The 25,469-nt window shown below is 48.3% G+C and carries 14 protein-coding genes, 7 tRNA genes and 6 pseudogenes; 4 read left to right on the plus strand and 23 right to left on the minus strand.

The window, feature by feature from the left end; genetic code table 11:
- Positions 1-4: 4 nt before the first annotated feature.
- The 3 pseudogenes from AC3CIC_RS13265 to AC3CIC_RS13275 all read left to right on the plus strand — a co-directional run.
- Positions 5-1,280 (plus strand): annotated as a pseudogene (locus AC3CIC_RS13265) (HlyC/CorC family transporter).
- Positions 1,281-1,505: 225 nt separating this feature from the next.
- Positions 1,506-2,273, plus strand: a pseudogene (locus tag AC3CIC_RS13270) (PAS domain-containing protein); the annotation flags it as partial.
- Between the two features lie 114 nt (positions 2,274-2,387).
- A pseudogene (locus AC3CIC_RS13275) lies at positions 2,388-2,807 on the plus strand (methyl-accepting chemotaxis protein); the annotation flags it as partial.
- 97 nt (positions 2,808-2,904) lie between these two features.
- On the opposite strand, the pseudogene AC3CIC_RS13280 reads toward AC3CIC_RS13275, so the two are convergent.
- From AC3CIC_RS13280 to AC3CIC_RS13300, 5 genes and pseudogenes are all read right to left on the minus strand, one after another.
- Positions 2,905-4,008 (minus strand): annotated as a pseudogene (locus tag AC3CIC_RS13280) (ABC transporter ATP-binding protein).
- 4 nt (positions 4,009-4,012) lie between these two features.
- The gene (locus AC3CIC_RS13285) at positions 4,013-4,894 is read right to left on the minus strand and encodes a carbohydrate ABC transporter permease (protein WP_488514837.1); all 882 of its coding nucleotides are present in this window, start codon (positions 4,892-4,894) and stop codon (positions 4,013-4,015) included.
- A pseudogene (locus AC3CIC_RS13290) lies at positions 4,884-5,786 on the minus strand (carbohydrate ABC transporter permease). The gene AC3CIC_RS13285 and the pseudogene AC3CIC_RS13290 overlap by 11 nt, the downstream one beginning before the upstream one ends.
- Positions 5,787-5,921: 135 nt before the next feature.
- Positions 5,922-7,099 (minus strand): annotated as a pseudogene (locus AC3CIC_RS13295) (ABC transporter substrate-binding protein).
- A gap of 84 nt (positions 7,100-7,183) precedes the next feature.
- Positions 7,184-8,179, minus strand: coding sequence for a LacI family DNA-binding transcriptional regulator (locus tag AC3CIC_RS13300; RefSeq protein WP_488515916.1), 996 nt, complete (start codon positions 8,177-8,179; stop codon positions 7,184-7,186).
- A 293-nt stretch (positions 8,180-8,472) separates the two neighbouring features.
- Between AC3CIC_RS13300 and AC3CIC_RS13305 the strand changes: the two genes are divergently transcribed.
- Positions 8,473-9,708, plus strand: coding sequence for a YbiU family protein (locus AC3CIC_RS13305; RefSeq protein ID WP_488514838.1), 1,236 nt, complete (start codon positions 8,473-8,475; stop codon positions 9,706-9,708).
- 82 nt (positions 9,709-9,790) lie between these two features.
- Here AC3CIC_RS13305 and AC3CIC_RS13310 read toward each other — a convergent pair whose 3' ends face one another.
- From AC3CIC_RS13310 to alaS, 18 genes are all read right to left on the minus strand, one after another.
- Positions 9,791-10,399 (minus strand): transglycosylase SLT domain-containing protein, encoded by a 609-nt coding sequence (locus AC3CIC_RS13310; RefSeq protein WP_016958178.1) that lies wholly within the window; start codon positions 10,397-10,399, stop codon positions 9,791-9,793.
- Positions 10,400-10,550: 151 nt separating this feature from the next.
- Positions 10,551-12,104 carry a glutamate--cysteine ligase gene (gene gshA / locus AC3CIC_RS13315; protein ID WP_488515917.1) on the minus strand — a complete coding sequence of 518 codons (1,554 nt, stop codon included), beginning with the start codon at positions 12,102-12,104 and terminating at the stop codon, positions 10,551-10,553.
- A 133-nt stretch (positions 12,105-12,237) separates the two neighbouring features.
- Complete coding sequence (locus tag AC3CIC_RS13320; protein WP_488514839.1) at positions 12,238-15,075, minus strand: M16 family metallopeptidase; 2,838 nt, start codon at positions 15,073-15,075, stop codon at positions 12,238-12,240.
- Positions 15,076-15,098: 23 nt separating this feature from the next.
- Entirely contained in the window at positions 15,099-15,536 is a 438-nt protein-coding gene (locus tag AC3CIC_RS13325; RefSeq protein ID WP_488514840.1) for a YqaA family protein, read from the minus strand.
- Positions 15,520-16,107, minus strand: coding sequence for a beta-phosphoglucomutase family hydrolase (locus AC3CIC_RS13330; protein ID WP_488514841.1), 588 nt, complete (start codon positions 16,105-16,107; stop codon positions 15,520-15,522). The genes AC3CIC_RS13325 and AC3CIC_RS13330 overlap by 17 nt, the downstream gene beginning before the upstream one ends.
- The gene (locus AC3CIC_RS13335; RefSeq protein WP_488514842.1) at positions 16,104-17,039 is read right to left on the minus strand and encodes an NADP-dependent oxidoreductase; all 936 of its coding nucleotides are present in this window, start codon (positions 17,037-17,039) and stop codon (positions 16,104-16,106) included. Before AC3CIC_RS13335 ends, AC3CIC_RS13330 begins: the two co-directional genes overlap by 4 nt.
- A gap of 136 nt (positions 17,040-17,175) precedes the next feature.
- Positions 17,176-18,474 carry a sodium ion-translocating decarboxylase subunit beta gene (locus AC3CIC_RS13340; RefSeq protein WP_488514843.1) on the minus strand — a complete coding sequence of 433 codons (1,299 nt, stop codon included), beginning with the start codon at positions 18,472-18,474 and terminating at the stop codon, positions 17,176-17,178.
- A 16-nt stretch (positions 18,475-18,490) separates the two neighbouring features.
- Positions 18,491-20,275, minus strand: a complete 1,785-nt coding sequence (gene oadA, locus AC3CIC_RS13345; RefSeq protein WP_488514844.1) for a sodium-extruding oxaloacetate decarboxylase subunit alpha — start codon at positions 20,273-20,275, stop codon at positions 18,491-18,493.
- Between the two features lie 37 nt (positions 20,276-20,312).
- The gene (locus AC3CIC_RS13350) at positions 20,313-20,558 is read right to left on the minus strand and encodes an oxaloacetate decarboxylase subunit gamma (RefSeq protein WP_016958186.1); all 246 of its coding nucleotides are present in this window, start codon (positions 20,556-20,558) and stop codon (positions 20,313-20,315) included.
- Between the two features lie 432 nt (positions 20,559-20,990).
- Positions 20,991-21,067 (minus strand) — tRNA-Arg (locus AC3CIC_RS13355).
- A gap of 42 nt (positions 21,068-21,109) precedes the next feature.
- Positions 21,110-21,186: transfer RNA gene (locus AC3CIC_RS13360), tRNA-Arg, on the minus strand.
- 44 nt (positions 21,187-21,230) lie between these two features.
- Positions 21,231-21,307: transfer RNA gene (locus AC3CIC_RS13365), tRNA-Arg, on the minus strand.
- Between the two features lie 45 nt (positions 21,308-21,352).
- Positions 21,353-21,429, minus strand: a tRNA-Arg gene (locus AC3CIC_RS13370).
- A gap of 98 nt (positions 21,430-21,527) precedes the next feature.
- Positions 21,528-21,619, minus strand: a tRNA-Ser gene (locus AC3CIC_RS13375).
- A 47-nt stretch (positions 21,620-21,666) separates the two neighbouring features.
- Positions 21,667-21,743, minus strand: a tRNA-Arg gene (locus AC3CIC_RS13380).
- 79 nt (positions 21,744-21,822) lie between these two features.
- A tRNA-Ser gene (locus AC3CIC_RS13385) sits at positions 21,823-21,914 on the minus strand.
- A 212-nt stretch (positions 21,915-22,126) separates the two neighbouring features.
- Positions 22,127-22,324 (minus strand): carbon storage regulator CsrA, encoded by a 198-nt coding sequence (gene csrA, locus AC3CIC_RS13390; RefSeq protein WP_016960259.1) that lies wholly within the window; start codon positions 22,322-22,324, stop codon positions 22,127-22,129.
- Between the two features lie 481 nt (positions 22,325-22,805).
- Positions 22,806-25,388, minus strand: a complete 2,583-nt coding sequence (gene alaS, locus AC3CIC_RS13395) for an alanine--tRNA ligase (protein ID WP_488514845.1) — start codon at positions 25,386-25,388, stop codon at positions 22,806-22,808.
- Positions 25,389-25,469 lie beyond the last annotated feature (81 nt).

Here is a 25,469-nt window from a genome sequence, read left to right on the forward strand (position 1 = left end):
TAATTTGGACGACATATCGACGGGAACGTTAATTTCCCTATTGGTATTGCTCATCGTCGTTTCAGCGTATTTCTCCGGTTCCGAAACCGGAATGATGTCGTTAAACCGTTACCGAGTTCGGCACCTTTCCAACCAAGGACACAAAGGCGCAAAGCGCGTAGAAAAGCTGCTTTCGCGCCCAGATAGGCTCATAGCGTTTTATCCTGATTGGCAACAATCTCGTCAATATATTGGCCTCTGCCATCGCCACCATATTGGGTATGCGCTTGTACGGCGACCTTGGCGTTGCTATTGCTACTGGTGGTCTCACCTTAGTCATCCTTGTTTTTGCAGAAGTCACGCCAAAAACACTTGCCGCGCTCTACCCTGAACGCGTGTCCTACACCAGTAGTATCTTACTTAACATCCTAATGAAAGTGATGTACCCACTGGTGTGGTTGATTAATGGTATTACCAATGGCTTTTTACGTTTAATTGGTTTAACCACCAGCCATGATGGAAGAAACCACCTTAGCTCAGAAGAGCTGCGCACAGTGGTCAATGAAGCTGGCGGGCTGATCCCCCGTCGCCACCAAGACATGCTGATCTCGATTCTGGAACTAGAAGAAATTACGGTCAATGACATCATGGTGCCACGCAACGAGATTACTGGCATTAATGTTAATGATGATTGGAAAGCCATCATGCGTCAGTTAACGCATGCACCCCATGGTCGCATGGTCCTCTATCGCGATAACATTGATGAAGTTGTCGGGATGCTGCGTGTTCGTGAAGCCTATCGTATGATGGTGGAAAATGAGTTCAATAAAGAAAATCTGCTGAGAGCAGCCGATGAGGTCTACTACATTCCCGAAGGCACGCCTCTCAACGTGCAAATGCTCAAATTCCAGCGCAATAAGCAACGCATAGGTCTTGTTGTCGATGAATACGGCGACATTATCGGACTCGTCACTTTGGAAGACATTCTGGAAGAGATTATTGGTGAATTCACCACATCACTTTCACCGAGCCTTGCTGAAGAAATCACGGCGCTGCCAGACGGCAGTTACATGATTGACGGAACAGCCAACATTCGTGATTTGAACAAAAGCCTAAACTGGGCATTACCCACCGATGGACCTCGTACCTTAAATGGGTTAATACTCGAGCATTTGGAAGACATTCCTGATAGCCAAGTCAGCATTGAGGTCGAAGGTCATCAAATGGAAATTGTCGAGGTGGCAGAGAACATGATAAAGCAAGTCAAAATACTTCCCGTCCCCAAAAGCGCAAACGTCTAGTTTCTGCTCTCGACATGACTAAGCCAGCTAATCGCTGGCTTTTTTACACATTCACATCCCATTAGATCTCACTCCCTCAATCTTTATTTGATGTGCATATTAAATGGCTTCTTAAATATCAGACGTTAGTGTGATATTTGAACTATTTTTTAATGAGTACTTTGCAGATATGTCCGATTAAACGGCGCATCAGCAAATGAGAATAACTTGTGGAAGGTAGATTCAATGTTCAATGGGAAATTAAAAAACAAACTTCTAGCCGTTGAAGAAGCTGCGGCTCATAACACGGCTTTGCTCAACGCAATTAATAACAGTGTCGCCACCATCTACTTCACGCCTGATGGTATCGTCAAACGCGCAAATCAGCTATTCCTAGGCGCAGCCGGTTTTACCCTAGAACAACTCACAGGCAAACATCACCGCGAACTGTGTGATGCCGAATATGCCCAAAGCGCTGAATATCAAAAATTTTGGGCGCGTTTGCGGGCTGGAGAAGTGATTAGCGGCACCGTTGCTCGGAGAAACAGTAAAGACGAACGCCTTTGGCTTGAAGCCACTTACTTCCCGATCAAAGAGAACGGTACTGTCACTGAAGTGATGAAAATTGCTGCCGACGTCACCAAAGATAAAATCCAACGAGATGAGAACGAAGCGGTTGCGACGGCATTAGACAAATCAATGGCCACGATCGAATTCCTTCCTGATGGCACCATTGTTAAAGCCAATGCCAATTTCCTTGGTGCCGTCGGCTATTCCCTTGATCAGATCAAGGGCAAGCATCACCGCATGTTCTGCCCGGATCATTTCTATCAAGAGAATCCGAACTTCTGGGCGGAACTCGCCGCCGGTGACTTCATGGGCGGTCAATTCGAACGCAAGGATTCAATGGGGAAGGTGCTTTGGCTGCGTGCGACTTATAACCCCGTGTTTGATGACAAAGGTAAGGTTGTCCGTGTTGTAAAATTCGCCAGCAATATTACCGAAAAGATAGAACAAGAGCAGGCTATTCGAGCAGCGGCAGAAATTGCTTACTCTACTTCTATCGAAACATCGCAAATTGCTAAGCAAGGTGCTGATGTTCTGGAATCAACGGTTGCGACATCTCAATCCATTTCCGATCAAGTGTTGGAAACATCTGTGTCAATTTCGCAGCTCAATGAGCAGTCAAAAAGTATTGAAGCGATTGTCTCGACGATTAGCGATATTGCAGACCAAACAAACTTGCTTGCCCTTAATGCAGCCATTGAAGCCGCTCGAGCCGGAGACCAAGGCCGAGGCTTTGCGGTGGTTGCAGATGAGGTTCGACAATTAGCAGCAAGAACCAGTCAATCAACGGCTGAAATCGCCGATGTGGTGAAAAAGAACCGAGACCTTACTGCAGAGGCAACACGCAAAATGTCGAGCGTGTCAGAATCCGCTGAACTCGGTAAACAACAAATATCCGAAGCCTCGTCTGTAATGGAAGAAATTCGCGTTGGCGCTGAAAACGTGGCACAAACTGTTTCGGGCTTGAATACGGGCAACTAGCCTCATTCACCAGTAAGAAGCGCCAAGTAAAAACCTCAGTGCAAAAAAAAGCCCCATGTTGATTTACCAACGTGGGGCTTTCTACATGTTTAACCACTCACCGGATACGCATGCCTGTTTCTCGATCAAACAACACCAGCTTTTCTGGGTTGAAAGCAAAGTGAGTGATATCACCCAGTTTTAAATTAGCATTAGCGGGCATTCGCGCCACGACTTATTTTCCAGACAACAACGTAATCACATACGTATCTGCCCCCGTTGGCTCGGTGACATCCACTTTGCAAAGCAGTGTTCCTTCACCGCCGTGCTTTTGGTCAGAGATGTCTTCCGGACGCACACCAAGGCTCACCGTTTTACCAACATAAGAGGCCAACTCAGAAAAACCACGGTTATAGCTGACGACTTGTGCTTCCCCTTCATGCCCATGGATCTCAAGTTGAGTCTTCGAGCTATCTGATGCTTCTACCTTTGCATCAAACAAGTTCATCGAAGGGCTACCCATGAAGGTTGCCACAAAAGTATTTGCTGGGTTGTCATACACCTCAGCGGGTGAGCCAAGCTGCTGCACTTCACCATCTTTCATGACCGCGATTTTGGTTGCTAGCGTCATAGCTTCAATCTGATCATGAGTCACATAAACAATCGTGGCGTTTAGGCGCTGGTGGAGACGTTTGATTTCCGTTCGCATGTCTACCCGTAACTTCGCATCAAGGTTAGACAATGGCTCATCAAACAAGAAAATTTTCGGATCGCGCACCAGTGCGCGCCCCATCGCCACACGTTGTCGTTGACCACCCGACAATTGACCCGGTTTGCGCTTCAGTAAGTGCTCAATTTGCAACATGGCTGACACATCGCCAATCAAGCGCTCACGCTCTGGTTTTGGAACGTGACGCATTTCCAGACCAAACGAAATATTCTGTGCCACCGTCATGTTCGGATACAAAGCGTAAGACTGAAACACCATCGCAATATCACGATCAGCGGGATGCAGCGTATTGATCATGTTGTCACCGATCATCACGTCGCCATCACTGATGCTATCAAGCCCTGCAATCATGTTCAGCAAGGTTGATTTACCGCAACCTGAAGGTCCTACCAGCACCAAAAAATCACCATCATCAATGGCAATATCAATACCCTTTAAAACCTCTATTTGTCCAAACCGTTTTTTTACGTTATTTAGCGTCAAAGATGCCATTGTATTATCCTTTTACTGAGCCCGCCATGAGACCGCGAACGAAGTAGCGCCCGGCCAGGATATAAACCAAAAGCGTGGGAAGTGCTGCAATCATGGCGCCAGCCATGTGCACGTTGTATTCCTTCACACCCGTCGAAGAGTTGACCAAATTATTCAATGCGACCGTGATAGGCGCAGTGTCGCCCGACGCAAACGACGCGCCAAACAGGAAGTCGTTCCAAATATTCGTGAACTGCCAAATGATCGTCACCACGATGATCGGGCCTGAGCTTGGCAATAAAATGCGGAAAAACATTCTAAAGAACCCTGCGCCATCAATCATGGCGGCACGGATCAATTCACTTGGAAAGGCTTCGTAGTAATTGCGGAAGAACAGTGTCGTAAAGCCAACGCCATAAATCACATGCACCAGAACTAGGCCTGCCGTGGTGTTCGCCAAACCAAGTGCGCCTAGAACCTGACTCATGGGTACGAGCACGACCTGAAACGGGATGAAGCAGCCAAACAGCATGAGACCAAACACCCAACGATGCCCTCTAAAACGCCACTTAGTCAGCACATACCCATTCAAGGCTCCTAAGATTGTCGATATCAAGACACCCGGCACTGTGATCATAATGGAGTTCATGAAATACCCATTAATCCCCTCACACGTCAGTCCGATACAAGCCGAGCCCCAAGCTGAAACCCAAGGTTCAATTGTCCAAACCTGAGGAAGCGCCAACATGTTGCCCTGACGAATTTCATCCAACTCTTTAAACGAAGTCACTAGCATGACAAACAAAGGAAGCAAGTACATGAAGCCAAACACGATCAAAGTGATGTAAATCAGAGCGCGCCAAAAACGAGCCCCTTGGAAATGCGTGTTAGTTTCTTTACTGCTCATGCTTTTTCTCCTTCAACTCGCTATAGAGATACGGCACGATAATCGCGGCGATGGTCATTAACATGATGATGGCACTCGCTGAACCCACCGCCATTTAGTTACGGGAAAAAGTGTAGGAATACATGAAGGTAGCAGGCATTTCTGTGGCATTTCCGGGGCCACCACCTGTCAATGCAATGACCAAGTCGTAGCTCTTTATCGCCATGTGGGCGAGCACGATGAAGGCACTGAGAAACACCGGACGCAATTGCGGAATAATGATACGTCGATACATTTGAAAGGCTGATGCGCCATCAAGTTGCGCGGCTTTCAGCATTTCACTGTCAATACCACGAAGGCCTGCAAGGAACATCGCCATGACAAAACCAGAGGTTTGCCACACCCCCGCAATCACCACGGTGTAGATCGCCATGTCGGGATTGATCAGCCAATCGAAACTAAAGCTTTCCCAACCCATCTCTCGCATCGTTTTCTCAAGGCCAAGTCCTGGGTTGAGGAACCATTTCCATGCCGTCCCCGTCACAATAAAACTCAGCGCCATTGGGTAGAGAAAAATGGGTCGTAATGCCCCTTCTATGCGGATTTTCTGGTCGAGCAAGATAGCGAGAAATAACCCCAGCGCACAGCAAATCACGATGTACAAAATACCGAAGATCGCGAGGTTTTCCAACGCCACATTCCAGTTCAGGCTATTCCACAATTTTTCATAGGGCCGCACACCATCTAGGTTGTAATTGGGCAGCATGCGCGAGGTGCTAAAAGAGATATACGTTGTCCATGCAATAAAGCCATAGACAAAGAAAAGTATCAGCGCGAAGGAGGGCGCGATGACGATTTTAGGGAGCAACTGTTGCCAAAATTGGCGAGAGCTGTACTTTCCAGGAGAGGACATAAATTGATCCTTGAAGCGAAGGGTAACAAAATGCGAGGTTCACGAGACAAGAGAAGCCTTCTATCTGAGGGAGATAGAAGGCGCATTCGACACACGAATGTCACCTTCTCTTTCCTCGCTACTGCTATCGATTCCCTACTGAGCGTCTTGCACCGCAGAGACCAAGGCTTTTGTCGCTTGTTTAGAGTCCATGCCACCGTTGAAGTGGTTAGTCACCACATCATAAACGGCATTTTTCACTGCTGCAGGTGCAGCGTGACCGTGGGCCATACTGCCGACCAACGTATCATTTTTGTTGGCTTCAGCCAGATCGGCTATGCCTTTCTGACCACAAGTATCAAACGCTTCATTTGATACATCAGTACGCGCAGGTACAGAGCCCTTCACCACGTTAAATGCAGACTGGAAGGTCGGCGACATAATGGCTTTTGCCATTTCTTGCTGAGCTTTTGATTCGCCCACATCAAACATCACAAATTGGTCAGCATTGAAGGTCACCATGCCTTGCGTGCCCGGCATACGGAAACACAAGAAATCTTCATTGGGCTTCATGCCCGCTTTGAGAAACTCGCCTTTCGCCCAGTCACCCATGATTTGCATGCCTGCTTTGTTTTCAATCACCATCGCAGATGCCAAGTTCCAATCACGACCCGGGAAGTTCTTATCTACGTAACCGCGAAGCTGAGACATACGATCAAACACCTTCAACATGGTGTCTGAACCTAGCGCCTCCGGATCAAGATCAATCATCGCCTTGCGATAGAAATCAATGCCGCCCGTTGTTAGCACCACACCATCAAACAGGGTAGCGTCTTGCCAAGCTTGACCACCGTGAGCCAGCGGGATATACCCTGCTGCTTTCAGTTTATCAAGCGCACCAATCAACTCCTCCCACGTTTGCGGCTGTTTGAGACCCACTTGCCGTCGTACTTAGAAAAGCGCTGTAACGCGCCAGGTACTTTGTCGTTCCAGCCTTCCGCTTCTGCAACACTGTTAAGGTTGGCCACCACATCTTCTGCGGCCCAATCTTGAATATCAAAACCCAGCATTTGTACTGCTGTTGGTGGATTACCAGACGTTACTCGAGCACGCAACACAGTCATGGCATTACCACCACCACCGCCTGCAACCGGCATATCTTGCCAGCCAATGCCTTGGGTACCCAGATCGTCTTTTAATACGTTCAGCGCTGCGGCTTCACCGCCCGATGTCCACCAGTGCAATACTTCCACATCTTCTGCCTGCGCGACCGCTGCGCTTAACAGCAAAGTACCTGCGAGGGGCAGGGTTTGAATCATGTTGCGTTTTCTCATGATAGTAGTCCCATCTGTGTCATTGACCTGCGTTTACTGCAGCCTTCCTTTTGTTGTTGAGGAAAATTAGGCCAGTTCACTCGCCTATTTCCCCACCGAACAACATGACGAACGAATCACTAGTTCCACACCAACGAGGGTGCTTTCTGGCACTTTTTGGTTCTCTCGCCATTGCTGTAATCTTTCACATGCCATCAGACCAATGTCTTCTGCACTGACTCTCACTGTGGTCAGCGCCGGTGACATTAGCCGACTGTCTTCTAAATCATCGAATCCCACCACGGCAATATCTTTGCCAGGGGTTAAACCTCGCTCGCGCAACGCGGTATACGCACCGTAAGCCACCACATCCGTAAAACAGACAAACGCGGTGATCTCTGGGGCGCGGTCTAACACTCGGTTCAGCGCAATTTTCCCGCCTTGGCGCTTGGTCGAGCTTGGCTCAATATCACCAATTTCAACAGACAACCCGGCCTCTTCCATCGCTTGCATAAAGCCTTGTTTGCGTTCTTGATAATCAGATATCGACTCAACCCCACCAATGAATGCGATTCGCTGATGCCCAAGACCAATCAAGTATCGGGTTGATAAATACATACCTAGGCGGTTATCTGGCATCACAGTCGGTACATTTGCCCCTTCAACATCACGCATCAAGCACACTACGGGGGATGTCGCATCGGCCAATGCTTGTAGCCAAGCCGCTTCAGTATTGGGCGCTGGCGTAATAAAAAAACCAGCGACATTGTGTTCTTTGAGTGAAGCGACCATCGCAGTTTGTCGCGTCACACTTTCATTGATATTGACAACAATAGGCATAAAGCCTTGTCGCTCTAGCTGTCCTTCAAGCGCAATAATCACCTGCGCCAGATATGGATTGGCTAAGTCGTTTGCCACGATGGCGACTAGATTCGATTCTTTGTTTCTCAGCCCCGCTGCATAGCGGTTGTAGACGTAGCCCAGTTCACCTATCGCTTGATTCACTTTTTCAACGGTTTCAGCCTTCACTCCTGTATTGCCGCGAAGCACTAAAGAAACTGTGGATTTAGAGACGCCCGCTGCTTTCGCAACGTCAATCACAGTGGCCTTTCGTCCACTGGAATGTCGTGATGATTTGCTCTCAGGCACAGATGAACAGTCCTCGGGTTATCGCTTTCCAGCCAATGAAAAAAGTTATCTTTCAATTACAAATATATGCGAGACACCAAAGCCATTGATTGAAAAATAAACTGGAACGTTCCAATAAAGGTAGTATATTTGTGTAAACCGAGTTGCTAAAACGTTAAATACGAAGCCAAAAACAAGCGCTAGATCACGCAGTGAAGTGAGAGCTAGTTAGGCGTTCATGGAAGTAAGACAGGAAAGGAGGGCGCATGGCACTTTCCACGCAAAATCTACCTCAACAAATTCGTGAATTTAAGCGAGAACTGAAAGCGCAGTGTCCCGATTACAAACGCCGATTTGATGACATATCTAAAGCAATGGAAACGGAAATCGAACGCATTAAGCATGAAGAAAGTAATGGTTCAGCCATTCCACAGTTTGCGTTTTCTGATATCGCTGAAAATGGCTTTAACGACGAGCAACGTAAGCGCGTGCATCAAGCAGGTTGCTGCATTATTCGCAACACTTTGCCGACGGATGAAGTCACTGCACACAATGACGCCCTCTCCCGCTACATTATTGAAAACGGCTACTATGAACATGTTCCGACTGTTGAAGACAATTATTTCAGTCAGTTGAAATCCGACAAGCCGCAGATCTTTGGGATCTACTGGTCTGCTGCACAAATATGGGCCCGACAACACCCCAACATGGCCGTCGCTCGTCGTCATCTCAATCATTTATGGACATGGCAGGACAAGGGCAAAACCTTTTTCAACCCTGACTTGGAAGCCAGCTACGCCGATCGTGTCCGTCGGCGCGAACCGGGCGATGCCACGCTGGGCTTATCGCCGCATGTGGACTCCGGCTCAGTCGAACGTTGGATAGAATCCCATTATCGCGAGGTCTACCGTGATATTTTTCTCGGTGACTGGCATCAATACAATGCGTTTTATGGCGCTAATCGCATTGAAGTGGAAGAGTTCCCGTCGCCCGCTGTATGCAGTGTGTTTCGCACCTTTCAAGGCTGGGTGGCGTTAACGCAGCAAGGTAAAGGTGATGGCACATTGCGAATGGTGCCATCAACACTCGCCATTCCTTATATGCTCCTAAGAGCCATCCAAGATGATGTTCCCGACGATGATCTATGCGGCGCTGCGCCTGGCCGCGCACTCACTGTTTTTCAACAGTGGCATCCGCTGTTATTTGAGGGCTTAGTGTCTATTCCAGTCGTGCGCCCCGGTGATACCGTTTGGTGGCACCCAGATACTATTCATGCCGTCGAAGATAAACACAATGGTGATGGCTATAGCAACGTCCTATTCATTGGTGCTGCGCCTGATTGCGAGAAAAATCGTCACTTTTTGGACAAACAGCGCGCGGCGTTTCTCCGTGGCGAAAGCTGCCCAGACTTTGCCCCTGAGCATCATGAACGCACTTATCAAGGAAGAGCATCGGAAGATGATTTAACTGAGTTAGGCAGGCGTCAGATGGGCTTTGACTAGCCAAGAAACCAAGCCATAAAAACAAAGAAAGCGCCAAAATTGGCGCTTTCTCAATGACATTATCAATGGATGTCCGCTTTGACTAGAACGGCCACCAGCTTCGGTTAGATTCAAGCTCTGAGCGGCAACTCTGCAGCTGTCCACCATAGGTCTTCGCCTGACGCTCTACTTTACGAGCTACCTGCATCACCTTAGGTTTTGATTTATAAGTACCACGCTTAAAACCGCCACGGCCGTCGTGATACGCCAAGTACTGATTGTACGCATCCCATTTGGATATCCCCAACTGACGTTGCGTTTCGCTGGTGTACCATCCAATAAACTGCATGGCGTCGCCGTAGTCGGTTCGAGAGCCGCCATTGCTGGTGGCTTTTTGATAATCAGACCAAGCAGGATCTTGTGCTTGAGCATAACCATAAGCGCTGCTGACGCGGCCCCATGGGATCACCCAGAGCACATAGTCTCTCGGTGGCAGCGCATCATGAATGTAGGAGCTTTCTTGTTTCATGAAAGCCATAGCGACGTGTATCGGCGTTCCCCATTCGTCTTCCATGTCCACCGCATCTTCATACCAACCATCATATTGACGGAAAATACTGCAAATGTTCTCGGGGCTTTTTGGCGGAGGATTAGCGCACCCTACCAAAACTAATGAGGTGAGAAGTAAAAGCCACTTGGGTGAAAAGCGCATAGTTGTCCTTGTCTCTCGAACCATCGACACGAAAAGTTATCCAGATGCCCAAGTAACCTCAAGATACTTGTTCAGCGAGAATGTGTTTAGGCATCCCAGATACAAAAACAGGCAGGAAGACCTGCCTGTTTTCTAGTGAAAACTGAGTCCATTAAAGCGACACACTATCACCAAAATATTCAGCCAGATACTGATCGAAGCTAATAGCGTCGCCTTGCTCCACATCTTGCTGTTTTTTCAGACTCGCCTGCGCTTCTTCACGAAATTGTGCTTCAGAGACAAGGTGATACTCGCCTTGCGCATACAACTCAGCGTTTTGTTTAGCAATCGCAAGCCCGACTGTACCGATGCTTTCTTGCTCGACAACATCACGAAGCAATCGCGCTGACAGCGTTTTATCTGGGTTGTCAAACCAGGTCACAAGCTCACGACATACCGCTTGGTATTTGTCCCCGCCATATGCCTTGTCCATGACTACCGCCAGTTTAGCCAGATCAGCAAAGACACGATGTCCCCACTCAACCTGAGTTAACTGTTCGCCATCACAACCAATTTGCAAAGTCAGGCCCGGTTTACGTCCTTCCATCACCACTTTGTTCCAGTTCTGGTGCCAGCATTGCAGCTCACAATCCGTCATCGGTTCAGAGTCAGTCATGACGCTCCAAGTAAGGAAAAGATCCAAGAAGTAAGCCTGATTCTCATCAATACCCGTTGGACTGAATGGGTTCACATCCAACGATCGCACTTCGATATATTCCACACCACCACGATCTAAAGCCTCTGATGGTTTTTCACCACTTTTGGCAACACGCTTAGGTCGAATTGGAGCATAAAGCTCGTTTTCAATTTGCAGCACATTGGCATTCAGTTGGCGATAGCCAGTGGCATCTTTCACACCAATTTTGGCAAAATCAGCAGATGGCGTTTGAATGGCGGTGCGTACCCCTTCAAGGTACTGCTCAAGGCTGTTAAAACCAATCTTCAATCCACTTTGCGCACTGTTGGTATAGCCTAAATCACTCAAACGCAATGATGTCGCATAAGGCAAATAATATGTGCCTTTACCCAACACTTTGAAATCTAGATTGGTGTTGGTTTGCTTGATAAACGACCCACACAACGCTGGGGACGCGCCAAACAAATACGGGATCATCCAGCCAAAGCGGTAGTAGTTTCGGATCAAACCGAAATACGCATCAGACACCGACTCTTGACGCGCATAAGGCGTTTGTTCACCAAACTTCTGCTGCCAGAAACTGTCCGGGAATGAAAAATTGAAGTGCACGCCAGAGATAACCTGCATCACACTGCCGTAACGGTGCTTAAGGCCCTGACGGTACAACGTTTTCATTGCCCCAACATTCGATGTGCCGTACTGCGCCAGTGTGATGTCATCTTCATTGGCAACATAGCATGGCATTGAAAGCGGCCACAAAGATTCACCGCCTAACTCACGGTAGGTAAACCTATGAATGTCCTGCAACTGCGTCAGCATGTCAGAGACCGAGTACGTCACTGGGGTAATGAACTCCAGCAATTGCTCTGCAAAGTCGGTCGTGATCCACTGATGCGTTAACGCTGAGCCTAACGCTGTTGGGTGGGCGGCAGATGACAAAGTCCCTTCTGGTGTGATACGCAACGCTTCGCGTTCCACGCCTCGGCCAATGCCTTTAAGCGCTTCTGGATGTTCAGAAAACGCTGCCAACCTTTGAGAAAAACTATTCAAGGCTGTACTCGTTTATATTTTGTAAGCAGTAAGATGGTTAAGGATAATCACTCTCAACGCCAAAAGCCATCTCACTGTTTTTACGGTTAGTCTAACTACCTATAAATATCGCTCAATTCTCAATCACTAAACGTTTTACAGGTAATCCCAATGTGGCAAGTGAAGGCTCAAGCTTGCTAGCATCGCCAACAACAATGACCTGATAATCATCTGGGTTGAACCACTCACTGGCCAGTGTGTTTAATGTCTGTTTATCTACATCATCGATGATTGCTTTCTGCGTTGCTTTGTAATCTGAAGGCAATTCATGGCGCATGATGTTGGCAATAAGACCAGCTTTATCGCCCGGCGTTTCATAACTCAGCGCATCTTTTTGCCCGACAGCAAGACGCAAAAACGCTAACTCTTCATCGGTTATGCCTTGATCTGCCATGACTGACAGTTCATTTTGCATTTCCTTGACGGTATCCAAGGTGGTGTCTGCACGCACTTGCGCTTGAAAAACAATACGCCCTTTGTCCTGATCACCCAGCACATAACCGCTAGCACCGTAAGTGTAGCCTTTGTCTTCACGAAGATTGAGGTTCAAACGTGAGTTAAAATTACCGGCAAGATTAAAGTTCGCCAATTGCGTTTTAAACATTTCTCCCGTTGCATCGTAAGACATAGCGTGACGTACCATCTGCACCACACTTTGCGGCGCTCCGGGCTTATCTACCAGCCAAATTTGCGGCTTAGCATACTGTTTCAGTTCTGCTTTTGCAGGGCTGTTTGCCTCTCCCCCTTTCCAACGGCTCAATCCATTAATTTTAGAAAGAAGCGTCTGTTTGTCGATGTCACCAACGGCAATCAGTCGAGTGGTATCCGGCGTATAATTGTCAGCATAAAAGGCTTTCACATCATCCAGTGTAAGGCTGTTCAATGTGCCCAATGTGCCTTCTGATGGCAACGCATGCCAAGGGTCTTGATACAAGACTTCACGGCGAGCCTGACTCGCCTGCCATTGTGGCGTTTGGTGGCTAAACTGAATACTTTCAAGTGCCTGCTTTTTAAGTCGATCAAAATCAGCCTGATCAAAACGAGGATTAAACAGCATGTCGCCTGCAATCATCAGGGTTTCTTTTAGATTTTTAGTCAAAGAGGACACACTTACCGTGGTGCCACGCCCCGATGCACTGATACTCACACTCGACCCTAGGCGATCCAACTGCGCGGCAATCGCTTCGCTCGTTTGATTCTGAGTGCCTTCGGCAATTAAATCCGCGGTTAGTGATGCGAGACCATTTTTCCCTTCAGGCTCCATTAAGGTGCCTGCTGGAAGAATGAGATGCATCGCCACCGTTGGCGTTTCATTCGATTCAGCGCCCGTAATTTGAATGCCATTGCCCAGCATCGAATGATAAAGCGTAGGCACATTCAAGGTGACCGATCCGGAAGGTCCAGGTATCACGCTACGATCGAAGGTCTCTGGGGTTTGGCGGGCTTCAACCAACGCCGGATTGGTATCCTGATCTTTTTCCTTCGCTCGTACGGCGTTGAAATTTTGATGCGCCGCTTCCAGTGATAATTTGCCTGTTGGTACCACAGAAACCGTGACTGACGGTTGTTGCCAAACAAACTGACTAAACGCACGTTCAACGTCTTTGGTGGTTACGTCACCCAGATCCGTGAGCCATTGCGATAATCTGTCCGGCTTTCCATAGAAGGTTTCGTTGGACGCCAACTGCGAGACTTTACCGTGAACACTTTGCAGACCAAACACGGCACCCGCTTCAGCACTGCCTTTCACCTGAGCAAGATCATCTTGCTTGATGCCGCGCACTTTTAGTGAATCCAGCACCTTGAAAACATCATCACGTACCTCGGTCAAATCTTGGCCTTGGTTGCCAAGCACATAAAGCTGAAATGTACAGGCAAGCTCTGCGCAATCTTGATAGGCGCTAGCACTGAGGACTTTGCCAGGTTTAACCAGCTCTTGATAAAGTAAACTGTTGCGCCCTTGTCCAAGCACGGATGCCAGCATATCCAGTGCAACCGTTGATTCTGCGTCGGGGTATTCCGTTGGCCAGCTCATCACCAGCATAGGTTGCTGGATCTTATCTTCAATCGTCACAAAACGATCGCTGTCGAGCGTGACAGGCCATGTTTCTGCTTTAACCGCATCAGGCCCACGCGGAATGTCACCAAAGTATTTGTCGACCCAAGCGAGGGTTTGTTCGACATCGATATCACCACCAATGGTAAGCGTTGCATTGTTAGGTCCATACCAACGTAGGAAGAAGGCTTTAAGATCGTTAACATCAACGCGATTAAGATCCTCTACGTAGCCAATCGTTGGCCAACTATAAGGATGAGTCGGTGGGTACAATGCAGCAGACAAGGTTTCCTGCACCAGTCCATAAGGGCGATTATCATAGTTTTGCGCCCGTTCATTTTTCACCGTATCGCGTTGAATCTCGAATTTACGTTGCGACACGGCTTCAAGCAAAAAGCCCATTCGATCGGACTCTAGCCACAGCATTTTTTCTAGCTCATTCGCTGGAACCGTTTCGTAGTAATTGGTGCGATCTCGGTTGGTCGTGCCATTCACACTGCCACCCGATTCAGTGACTAGTTTAAAATGCTGCTGATCGCCAACATTCTTGGAGCCTTGAAACATCATGTGCTCAAAGAAATGCGCAAAACCTGATTTACCCGGTTCTTCTCGTGCAGAACCGACATGATAAGTCACATCAACATGCACTAAAGGATCGGAGTTATCTGGATGGAGCAATACAGTCAATCCGTTATCGAGTTGATATTTCTGATAAGGGATTGCAGGAGTGCCCGGTTTGACTTCGTGTTGTTCAATGAATGTAATCCCCGAAGGAAGCATCGTTTCTGGTGAAGCCGAATAAACACCACAACCTGACAGCGCAAGCGCCGCTGCCGTAAGGATAAAATAACGCACACACTATCCTTTCAAAAAAAAAATTAGACAAACAGCAACCCTCGAGTCACAAGCGCGAGTATCAGATATCTGAGGGCTTTTCCTGCCGCAATCAATATCCAGCACCACCGTTGTTTCAGTCTCAACCAACCCGCAGCGAGACAAAGAGGGTCACCGATAATAGGAAGCCAGCTTAACAACAAGGTCCAATACCCATAGCGTTGCAGCCAAGCAATGGCTCTTTGACCTTGTTTTTGCTCAAGGGTTCGCGCTGGAAGGAAGCGCCCTATCCAATAATTGGTCATGCCGCCCAAAGTGTTGCCCAGCGTGGCGACGACAACCAAGACACCAAGGCTATAAGTGTTTTCTTTCAGAAGAAGGATCAGGTTCGCTTCTGAACCGCCGGGAAGCAAGGTCGCGCTGAGAAAACCGGTCGAAAATAACACCCACAACGCGGAGTCTCCGCTAATCCAATCCAACATCGGTCACTCGTACATCGATTACATCCATGCCTGCTGCAGCCGCCGCATCGAAACCAAACACGGCATCTTCAAACACGAGACATTTGCTTGGGGTCACGCTGAGAAGTTCTGCACAGCGCAGAAAGGTATCCGGTGACGGTTTATGCGCTGACACCTGATCAGCACCAACCACCACATCAAACAAATGAAGTAGTTCGGCCTTTTTTAGCATACGTGTGGCAATGTCGGTCAAAGTTCCGGTCCCTACCGCCATCGGTTTCTTTCCCGCATAACGACGAGCAACTTCCGTAAAAGGCAAAATTTCCAGATGCGCTTCCATGACCTCTGCGAAACACTGCATTTTATGCGCAGCCAGCACACTGGGTTCTATATCCAGATGAAGCTGCTCCACCAAGGTGGTCGCAGTCAAAATAGTCGGACTTCCGCCGCGTGTGTGGTACCAGCTTTCTGATACCTCAAAGCCAAAGTCCGCCGCCGTTTTTTGCCATGCCGCATAATGACCCGGCATGGAGTCAAGCAAGGTGCCATCTAAATCAAAAATCAGGGCGTCATATTGGTCATAACGGCTCATTGCGGCATCTCCAATAAAATCTTGCCGCGCGTTCGACCTGATTGGATATCAATGTGCGCTTGCACGCCGTGCTCTAGCGGATAGGTTTTGGCGATTTCCACGTGTAACTCTCCTGCTGCGACTTTTGCCAGAAGAGCATCCATTTGCGCAGGATTAGGTTGAACAAGCATACCTTGGGCTTCAATACCTTTGGTTTTGGCAGCATTGATGATTCGCTCAGCGGTAATAGTCGGTACCGTGACCACTCGCCCGCCTTGTTTCACACATGCTAACGCAGCCTCTCCAGCATCACCGCCCATCAAATCAATCAACACGTCAATGTCACTAACCTGCGCATCGAGCGCTGATGCACGATAATCCAACGCCTTTGCACCGAGTTGGGAAACAAACTCAAGGTTAGCGTCAGAGCAAGACGCATACACGGTTGCGCCCATCGTTTTAGCAAGCTGGATCGCAATATGTCCCACGCCGCCAGCACCTGCCAATATCAACACTGATTCACCTGCTTTTAAATCTGCAAGCTCCAAGGCTTGAAGTGCCGTTAGGCCGGCAACGGGCAGCGACGCGGCGTGTTGAAAGGATACGCTTTCAGGCATACGAGAAAGCGCATCGAGATTGGCGCAAAGATATTGGCCGTAACCACCACCTTCTACTATTCGCCCTGCAACACGATCACCAGCCTGATATTGACCCACGGCGTTAACCACCGTACCCGCCGCATCAAAACCAGGAACCCACGGGAGAGAGTCTTTGATTTTTTCAGCGCCCCAGCCAAGTCCTGCACGCGTTTTCGCATCAACCGGATTAACGCCCGCATAGGCGACGTTGACCAATACCTGATCCGTTGTCGGTTCAGGTATCTCCGTTTGTTGTAGTTTTAGGGTGTCGGGTTCACCAAACGCAGTGATTGCCAATTGAAGATTGTGAGACATGCCATCATCCTTTTTTGCGCCATTAATACTTTTCAGTGTCATTAAAAAAGGCGGAAGACACAATGCCTTCCGCCTTTATTTCATCACGTTGACTTAGCTTATCACGCTAACTTAGCGCATAAGCGTCGCTGAGCACTTACCCCACTAGGGCCAGTAACACGCCCGCAGCAACAGCGGAGCCTAATACGCCGGCAACGTTAGGTCCCATTGCATGCATCAGCAAGAAGTTATGCGGGTTAGCATCCAAGCCAACCTTATTCACCACTCGCGCCGCCATAGGCACTGCAGACACACCCGCAGCACCAATCAATGGATTGATGTTGTCTTTGCTATATTTGTTCAGCAATTTCGCCATCAACACGCCAGCCGCAGTACCAATACTAAATGCGACCGCACCCAGTACCAGAATCCCTAAGGTTTCAACGTGAAGGAATTGCTCCGCTTGAAGCTTCGAACCAACGGAGAGACCCAAGAAGATGGTCACGATATTGATAAGCTCGTTTTGTGCAGTGTTTGACAGACGATCAACAACACCACACTCACGCATCAGATTACCTAAGCAGAACATACCGACCAACGGCGTTGCCGATGGCAAGAAGATAATCGCCATCACCAATACGGCGAGGGGGAATATGATCTTTTCGGTTTTAGAGACGTGGCGTAACTGCTTCATCTCGATTTTACGTTCATCTTCAGAGGTAAACAGCTTCATGATGGGTGGCTGAATAATCGGCACCAACGCCATGTAACTGTAGGCAGCAACCGCAATCGCTCCCAGCAGATCAGGAGAAAGCTTACTGGCGAGGAAGATAGCTGTCGGGCCATCAGCGCCACCGATAATCGCAATCGATGCAGCATCTGCCAACGAGAACTCCATACCCGGCACCAAGTTCAGCATAATGGCACCAAACAAGGTAGCGAAGATACCGAACTGCGCCGCCGCACCGAGCCACAGTGTGCGAGGGTTGGCAATCAACGCGCCAAAGTCTGTCATCGCACCGACACCCATAAAGATCAGGAGTGGCGCAATACCGGAGGCAATCGATACGTTATAAAACGTGTAAAGTGTCCCATCGGTAAACTTCGCTGCATGTGCCGCTTCATCAAGCTCAGTAATTTGATGCACGCTGGCACCGTCAACCGCCACTCGAATCGCTTCAGGGTTCACATCTGAAGTGCCTAGAATACGTGCAAACTCACCCAAAACATCAGGGTTGGCAGCGTAGATAGCGTTTTCTAATGCATTATTCGCCAAACCCACTTCGGGAATATTGGCAAGAATGGCACCAAAACCAATGGGTAATAGCAGTAAGGGTTCAAAACCTTTGCGGATAGCCAAAAATAATAGCAGGCACCCAACAAAAATCATCACCAACTGGCCAATCTGGAAATTGGCAAGACCCGTGCCTTGCCAGAGGATCAACAAACCTTCCATGTTTTCGTCTATCCTCTTACGCTAGGCTCATCAACGGCGAGCCGACAGTGACAGAATCACCCTCTTTCACCATGACGTCTTGGACAATCCCTGCGCGTATTGCACGGATTTCAGTTTCCATTTTCATCGCTTCAAGAATGATCAATACATCCCCCTCTTGAACCTGATGCCCTTGCTTGGCGACAACTTTGAATATATTACCCGCCAATGGCGCAGCAACGGATTCTGCCGTGCCTGATGTTGGCGCTGGCGCAGATGCGACCTGTTGACCTGAAGCCGGCGCGACAGACGTTAGCTCGCCCTGAGGGCCAACAACCACATCATAGACCTGACCGTTTACTTGGACGCTGTAAGCTTCAGTACCACCAACAGATGGTGCAGCCGCCGGTGCCGTTGCTACAACATCTGCTTCAGTACCCGGAGCGGGTTCGAATGCTTCAGGGTTGCCACGATTTTTCAGGAACTTCAGACCAACTTGCGGGAACAATGCATAAGTCAGCACGTCATCCACTTGTGATTCGGCTAGCAAAATACCCTCTTCTTTCGATTTGGCAATCAACTCGTCCGTCAACAGATGAAGTTCTGACTCCAGCAAATCAGCTGGGCGGCAAGTGATAGGCTGAGCGCCATCAAGCACACGAGCTTGTAGCTCAGCATTGACTTCAGATGGTGCTGCGCCGTATTCGCCTTTCAGTACACCCGCAGTTTCTTTGGTGATGCTTTTATAGCGTTCACCTGTCAGTACATTGATAACCGCTTGGGTGCCCACAATTTGTGACGTTGGCGTAACCAATGGGATATAACCCAGATCTTTGCGGATGCGAGGAATCTCTTCCAACACTTCGTCCATACGATCAGCTGCACCTTGCTCTTTCAACTGACCTTCCATGTTCGTCAGCATGCCACCAGGGACTTGAGCAATCAAAATGCGTGAATCAACACCTTTAAGCTGACCTTCAAACTTGGCGTATTTTTTACGCACTTCTCGGAAATAGGCCGCGATAGGTTCAATCGTATCAAGTTGCAAACCGGTGTCGCGCTCTGTGCCTTGCAGCATGGCAACCACGGTTTCGGTCGGAGTATGCCCGTAGGTTGAGCTCATCGAAGAGATAGCGGTGTCCAGAATATCCAGACCCGCTTCCACAGCCTTCACAGCGGTTGCTGTAGAGAGTCCAGTGGTTGCATGGCAGTGAAGCGCCAGTGGGATATCACAAGAGGCTTTTATGCGCTTGATAAGCTCTTCCGCTTCGTAAGGTCTGAGCAAACCCGCCATGTCTTTAATACACAGAGAGTGACAGCCGAGGTCCTCAAGACGTTTTGCTAGGTCTGTCCATGTATCTAGCGTGTGATGAGGGCTAGTCGTATAAGACAGAGTACCCTGCGCGTGTGCGCCAACATCGACGGCTGACTTAACGGCTCTTTCAAAGTTACGTACATCGTTCATTGCATCGAAAATACGGAAAACGTCCATACCGTTTGCATGTGAACGTTCAACAAATTTCTCCACCACGTCATCGGCATAATGTCGATAACCCAGTAGGTTTTGACCACGAAGCAACATCTGCATCGGTGTTTTTGGCATGGCTTTTTTCAGCTCACGCAGACGCACCCACGGATCTTCACCAAGAAACCGGATACAGGAATCAAATGTTGCACCGCCCCACGTCTCCAAAGACCAGTAACCGACATCATCGAGCGCCGCAGCAATCGGTAACATGTCATCAAGACGCATACGCGTCGCAAAGAGAGACTGATGGGCATCGCGTAAAACGACATCTGTAATAGCGAGTGGCTTAGACATACGACATAACTCCTTGTAATTGTATGTTTCGCATCAGCTAACGCTGGCGACTACGATATTTATGCACCGCTGCAGAAATGGCAGCGATAGTGTCCCCAGAAATTTGACCGTTATTATTTTGATTAGGTGTCGTGGTCGAAGCGGCCTGAGGCGGCAGCTCTTCGGGGACAATACGTGACATCAAATTGACCAGAACGATCAAAATGGTGAGAAAGATAAAAACCACAGCCATGCCTGTAAACATGAGCGTAGCGGCTTGCTCGAGAGTGCTTCCCAAATCCATAGGTTTGTTCCTTCCTTTGAACCGATTGGCCTAAACCAATCAGCAACAACCATTCTCTCAGATGTGAGTAACATTTTATTGAGAATTTACTTATTCAGTTAAGTAGTAGGTCAAAATACTAACAAATCACAATAATGACAATCCTGTAATACTGATCATTTCTGCCATTTTCGGCCTCTGACGCAATAAAAACGCACAAATGTTACCAAACTGTTAACCAGCATTGGTGCTATATACCTTTACTATGTTACTAAAAAAAACGGGATAAAAGAGAGTAATATCAGGAAATTAACGCAGGGTTTTGGAACAGATAAACGGTGTTTAGAGAGAAGTCACTGAAAGTGAAAAAAAACGGTATTAGTTGAGGGAAGTTTGCTTTTTGAGATAATACAAAAATAGGCAGAAAAAATGAATTTAAATGCAGAAAGAAGATGGTGCGCGTGGGAGGATTCGAACCTCCGACCGCCTGGTTCGTAGCCAGGTACTCTATCCAGCTGAGCTACACGCGCATCTTGGTATTACACAACAAGCATAGGCTTATCGTTTTGAAATGGTGCGCGTGGGAGGATTCGAACCTCCGACCGCCTGGTTCGTAGCCAGGTACTCTATCCAGCTGAGCTACACGCGCATTTCGGTGTTACACAACAAGCATGAGGCTTGTCGTTTTAATAATGGTGCGCGTGGGAGGATTCGAACCTCCGACCGCCTGGTTCGTAGCCAGGTACTCTATCCAGCTGAGCTACACGCGCATCTTGGTGTTACACAACAAGCTTGTGGCTTATCGTTTTAAATAATGGTGCGCGTGGGAGGATTCGAACCTCCGACCGCCTGGTTCGTAGCCAGGTACTCTATCCAGCTGAGCTACACGCGCACAGTGCTTTCTTCTTTCATAAAGCGTTCCTCTCAGCTACAAAAGGAACAGTGCCACCAATGAACATTACCTTAGGTAAATTCAGTGGTGGCAAAGAATGGCGGTGAAGGAGGGATTCGAACCCTCGATACGGGATAAACCGTATACTCCCTTAGCAGGGGAGCGCCTTCAGCCTCTCGGCCACCTCACCACACAAATTTGGTGCAATAACAAGTCAAACAACTCGTTACATTAAAATGGTGCGCGTGGGAGGATTCGAACCTCCGACCGCCTGGTTCGTAGCCAGGTACTCTATCCAGCTGAGCTACACGCGCAATATTTCTCTATTTGAGAAACTGTTTTCTTTACTAGAGAAAACGTGTTGATTGTCATTTCTAACCACCAACAAAATAATGGCGGTGAAGGAGGGATTCGAACCCTCGATACGGGATAAACCGTATACTCCCTTAGCAGGGGAGCGCCTTCAGCCTCTCGGCCACCTCACCGTCTTGCGGAGGCACATATTACTTTGAGACGAAAATATGTCAAACACTTTATCTGGAAAAAGCTTCAAACACGGTGCGTTTGCACACTTCTCCGCCACTCGCACTATTCAGCGAACACAAAAGCATCCATTTGCGTTTTAAATGAACAACCTGCCTTTAGCAAAAAGGCCGATGAAATAACCGGCCTTTTGTAAAATACGACTGCGTTAAGCTTAGAAATTACCAGTGGTCGGCGTTGGATTGCCTTTTTCAGCCTGAATACGCATGTAGATCTCTTCACGGTGAACAGACACCTCTTTAGGCGCGTTCACACCGATACGTACTTGGTTACCTTTAACACCCAGTACAGTTACCGTTACTTCATCACCAATCATCAGCGTTTCACCTACGCGACGAGTCAAAATCAGCATTCTTCTACTCCTTGAGTAATTACAACTTTCTTCTTAGTTGAGTCTTTGGTCTTCTTACTGCACGAAGTAAACTCACGCGGCAGCTCAAGCTCCGAGATGGACAATCAACATCTTCCTTCCTTGCGAGCATCCTTTACAGGCACATGGAACACATCACCAGCGCCTTTACGGTTTTTCAATATGGCTTATTTCTCTGACCAACTCCAGTTTGCCAATGAGAATTTAGCGATAGAATCCGGACATTGTGACTCCTGTGCCCAGAAGATCACATTGTAAGATACTGCGCAGCAAAGAAAGTTCGTCCTCTCGGATCAAAAATTCCGATGTATAAGACTTTATTTAAAAGCCTCACTTACTTTAAGGCGATGCACTATACAGAGTTAAAATAAAAGTGCAAAGAATAAACGCCACAATGAGTAGGGACAAAAAAGGCTTCCAAAGGAAGCCTTTTTTTACACAGATTTTACAGCGCTTAAATACTTTATAAACGCTCTGTCAGCCACGGCGTAACCGTGTCTAGCGCATCAGGCAACGCCGCAACATCCGTACCACCGGCTTGTGCCATATCAGGGCGACCACCGCCTTTGCCACCGACTTGCTGAGCAACCATGTTGACCAACTCACCCGCTTTGACTTTGCCTACCAAGTCTTTGGTAACACCGGCAATCAGACCGACTTTGTCATCAGCGACGTTGCCAAGGAACACAACACCACTGCCCATTTGGTTTTTCAGATCATCAACCATGGTGCGTAGTGCTTTGTTATCTGCGCCATCCAACTTACAGATCAACACTTTGATACCATTGATATCTTTTACATTGTTGATCAAGCTTGCGCTTTCTTGCGCGGCCAGTTTTTCTTTCAGTTGTTGGATCTCTTTTTCCAGTGCTTTCGCACGGGTTTGAGAGTCGCTCACTTTCTGAGTGAACTCCTGCTGCTGACGATAAAACGCGTCTTCTGCTCCTTTACCGGTTACCGCTTCAATACGGCGCACGCCTGCTGCAATGCCACCTTCAGAGGTGATTTTCAGCATACCGATATCACCGGTACGATTGGCGTGTGTGCCACCGCAAAGTTCGATAGAAAAATCGCCCATGCTCAGGACACGAACCTGCTCATCATATTTCTCGCCGAACAGTGCCATTGCGCCTTTTGCTTTCGCAGACTCAATATCCATCAACTCAGTGCTAACGTCATGGTTACGACGGATTTGCTCGTTAACCAGCGCTTCTACCGTTCGTAGTTCTTCTGGCTTTACTGCTTCTAGGTGAGAGAAGTCAAAACGCAGACCTTCAGCGCGAACCAGAGAGCCTTTCTGCTGCACATGGTCACCAAGTAAGATACGTAGTGCTTCGTGAAGGAGGTGCGTTGCTGAGTGATTAAGTGCAATCGCCTGACGGCGTTCTGCATTTACTTTTGCTTCAACGCTATCACCAACCGTCAGCACGCCATCAACAAGCTTACCGCGATGGCCAATTGCTGCGCCGAACTTCTGCGTATCGATCACTTCAAACTTGCCAGCATCTGTCATCAGAAAACCTGCATCACCACTTTGACCGCCCGATTCTGCATAGAATGGTGTTTGGTCAAGAACGATCACAGCTTCATCGGCATTTGCCAGCGTGTCCGTTGCCAAGCCATCAACAAAGATGTCAGTGATCAAGCCACGACCTTCTGTTTCACCATAACCGGTGAACGCAGAGTCGCTTTCAATTTTAATAACCGCGTTATAGTCGGTGCCAAACTGGCCAGCTTCACGTGCACGTTGACGTTGCGCTTCCATCGCAGCTTCAAAGCCTTCTTCATCGATGGTTAGACCGCGCTCACGCGCAACATCGTTGGTCAAGTCAGCAGGGAAGCCATAGGTATCGTAAAGCTTGAATACCGTTTCGCCATCAAGAACATCGCCTTTCAAGCCTTCTAGTGCATCGTCCAAAATCGCCATACCGCGATCCAGTGTGCGACCGAAGTTTTCTTCTTCAATCTTCAGGACTTTCTCAACCAAAGCTTGTTGCTTCTTCAACTCTTCGCCTGCGGTGCCCATGATCTCAGCCAAAGGACCCACTAGTTTGAAGAAGAATGCGTCTTTCGCGCCTAGCTTGTTACCGTGACGAACAGCGCGACGGATGATTCGACGCAACACATAGCCGCGACCTTCGTTTGATGGCATCACACCATCAACAATCAAAAACGCACATGAACGAATGTGGTCGGCCACAACGCGTAGAGACTGGTTAGACAAATCTTCATAACCAATCACGTCTGCCGCTGATTTGATCAACGTTTGGAAGATGTCGATTTCATAGTTTGAGTGAACGCCCTGCATGATCGCAGCGATACGCTCAATACCCATACCTGTATCTACAGATGGTTTTGGCAGTGGTTCCATCGTGCCATCAGCATGACGGTTAAACTGCATAAATACGTTGTTCCAAATCTCGATAAAACGGTCACCATCTTCTTCCGGTGAGCCCGGAGGACCGCCCCAGATATGATCGCCGTGATCGTAGAAAATTTCAGTACATGGGCCGCAAGGACCGGTATCGCCCATTTGCCAGAAGTTATCTGACTCAAACGCTTTACCGCCTTCCTTGTCACCAATACGTACGATGCGATCCGCTGGGATACCGATATTCTCGTTCCAGAGTGCGAATGCTTCGTCATCTGTTTCGTATATCGTTACCATCAAGCGATCTTTAGGTAGTTTCAGAACATCAGTCAAAAACTCCCACGCGTAACCAATCGCGTCTTCTTTGAAATAGTCACCAAAGCTGAAGTTACCCAGCATTTCAAAAAACGTGTGGTGACGGGCAGTGAAGCCGACATTTTCCAGGTCATTATGCTTACCACCTGCACGTACACAGCGTTGTGATGACGTGGCACGCGTATAGGCGCGCTTTTCTGCGCCAAGGAAGCAATCTTTAAACTGGTTCATACCTGCGTTTGTAAACAACAGCGTTGGGTCGTTTGCAGGTACAAGCGATGAGCTAGGCACGATGGTGTGCCCTTTGCTTTCAAAGAATTGGAGAAACGCTGTGCGAACCTCGTCGGTGCTCATGTACATTGGCTAATCCTGAAATTGGAGTTGTGGTAGTAACTAAATCGCCGTTAACAGCGAAATTACCAGAGTCAATTGCTGCTTATT

The organism is Enterovibrio sp. QJM3NY_24 (assembly GCF_057786035.1).

Coding starts and splice junctions, on each gene's coding strand:
- AC3CIC_RS13285 (WP_488514837.1), bottom strand. CDS start 4,894: ATGAGCAGTAAAGAAACTAACACGCATTTCCAAGGGGCTCGTTTTTGG.
- AC3CIC_RS13305 (WP_488514838.1), top strand. CDS start 8,473: ATGGCACTTTCCACGCAAAATCTACCTCAACAAATTCGTGAATTTAAG.
- AC3CIC_RS13310 (WP_016958178.1), bottom strand. CDS start 10,399: ATGCGCTTTTCACCCAAGTGGCTTTTACTTCTCACCTCATTAGTTTTG.
- AC3CIC_RS13325 (WP_488514840.1), bottom strand. CDS start 15,536: ATGTTGGATTGGATTAGCGGAGACTCCGCGTTGTGGGTGTTATTTTCG.
- AC3CIC_RS13330 (WP_488514841.1), bottom strand. CDS start 16,107: ATGAGCCGTTATGACCAATATGACGCCCTGATTTTTGATTTAGATGGC.
- AC3CIC_RS13335 (WP_488514842.1), bottom strand. CDS start 17,039: ATGTCTCACAATCTTCAATTGGCAATCACTGCGTTTGGTGAACCCGAC.
- AC3CIC_RS13340 (WP_488514843.1), bottom strand. CDS start 18,474: ATGGAAGGTTTGTTGATCCTCTGGCAAGGCACGGGTCTTGCCAATTTC.
- oadA (WP_488514844.1), bottom strand. CDS start 20,275: ATGTCTAAGCCACTCGCTATTACAGATGTCGTTTTACGCGATGCCCAT.
- AC3CIC_RS13350 (WP_016958186.1), bottom strand. CDS start 20,558: ATGGATTTGGGAAGCACTCTCGAGCAAGCCGCTACGCTCATGTTTACA.
- csrA (WP_016960259.1), bottom strand. CDS start 22,324: ATGCTGATTTTGACTCGTCGCGTAGGTGAAACGCTGATGATTGGTGAT.
- alaS (WP_488514845.1), bottom strand. CDS start 25,388: ATGTACATGAGCACCGACGAGGTTCGCACAGCGTTTCTCCAATTCTTT.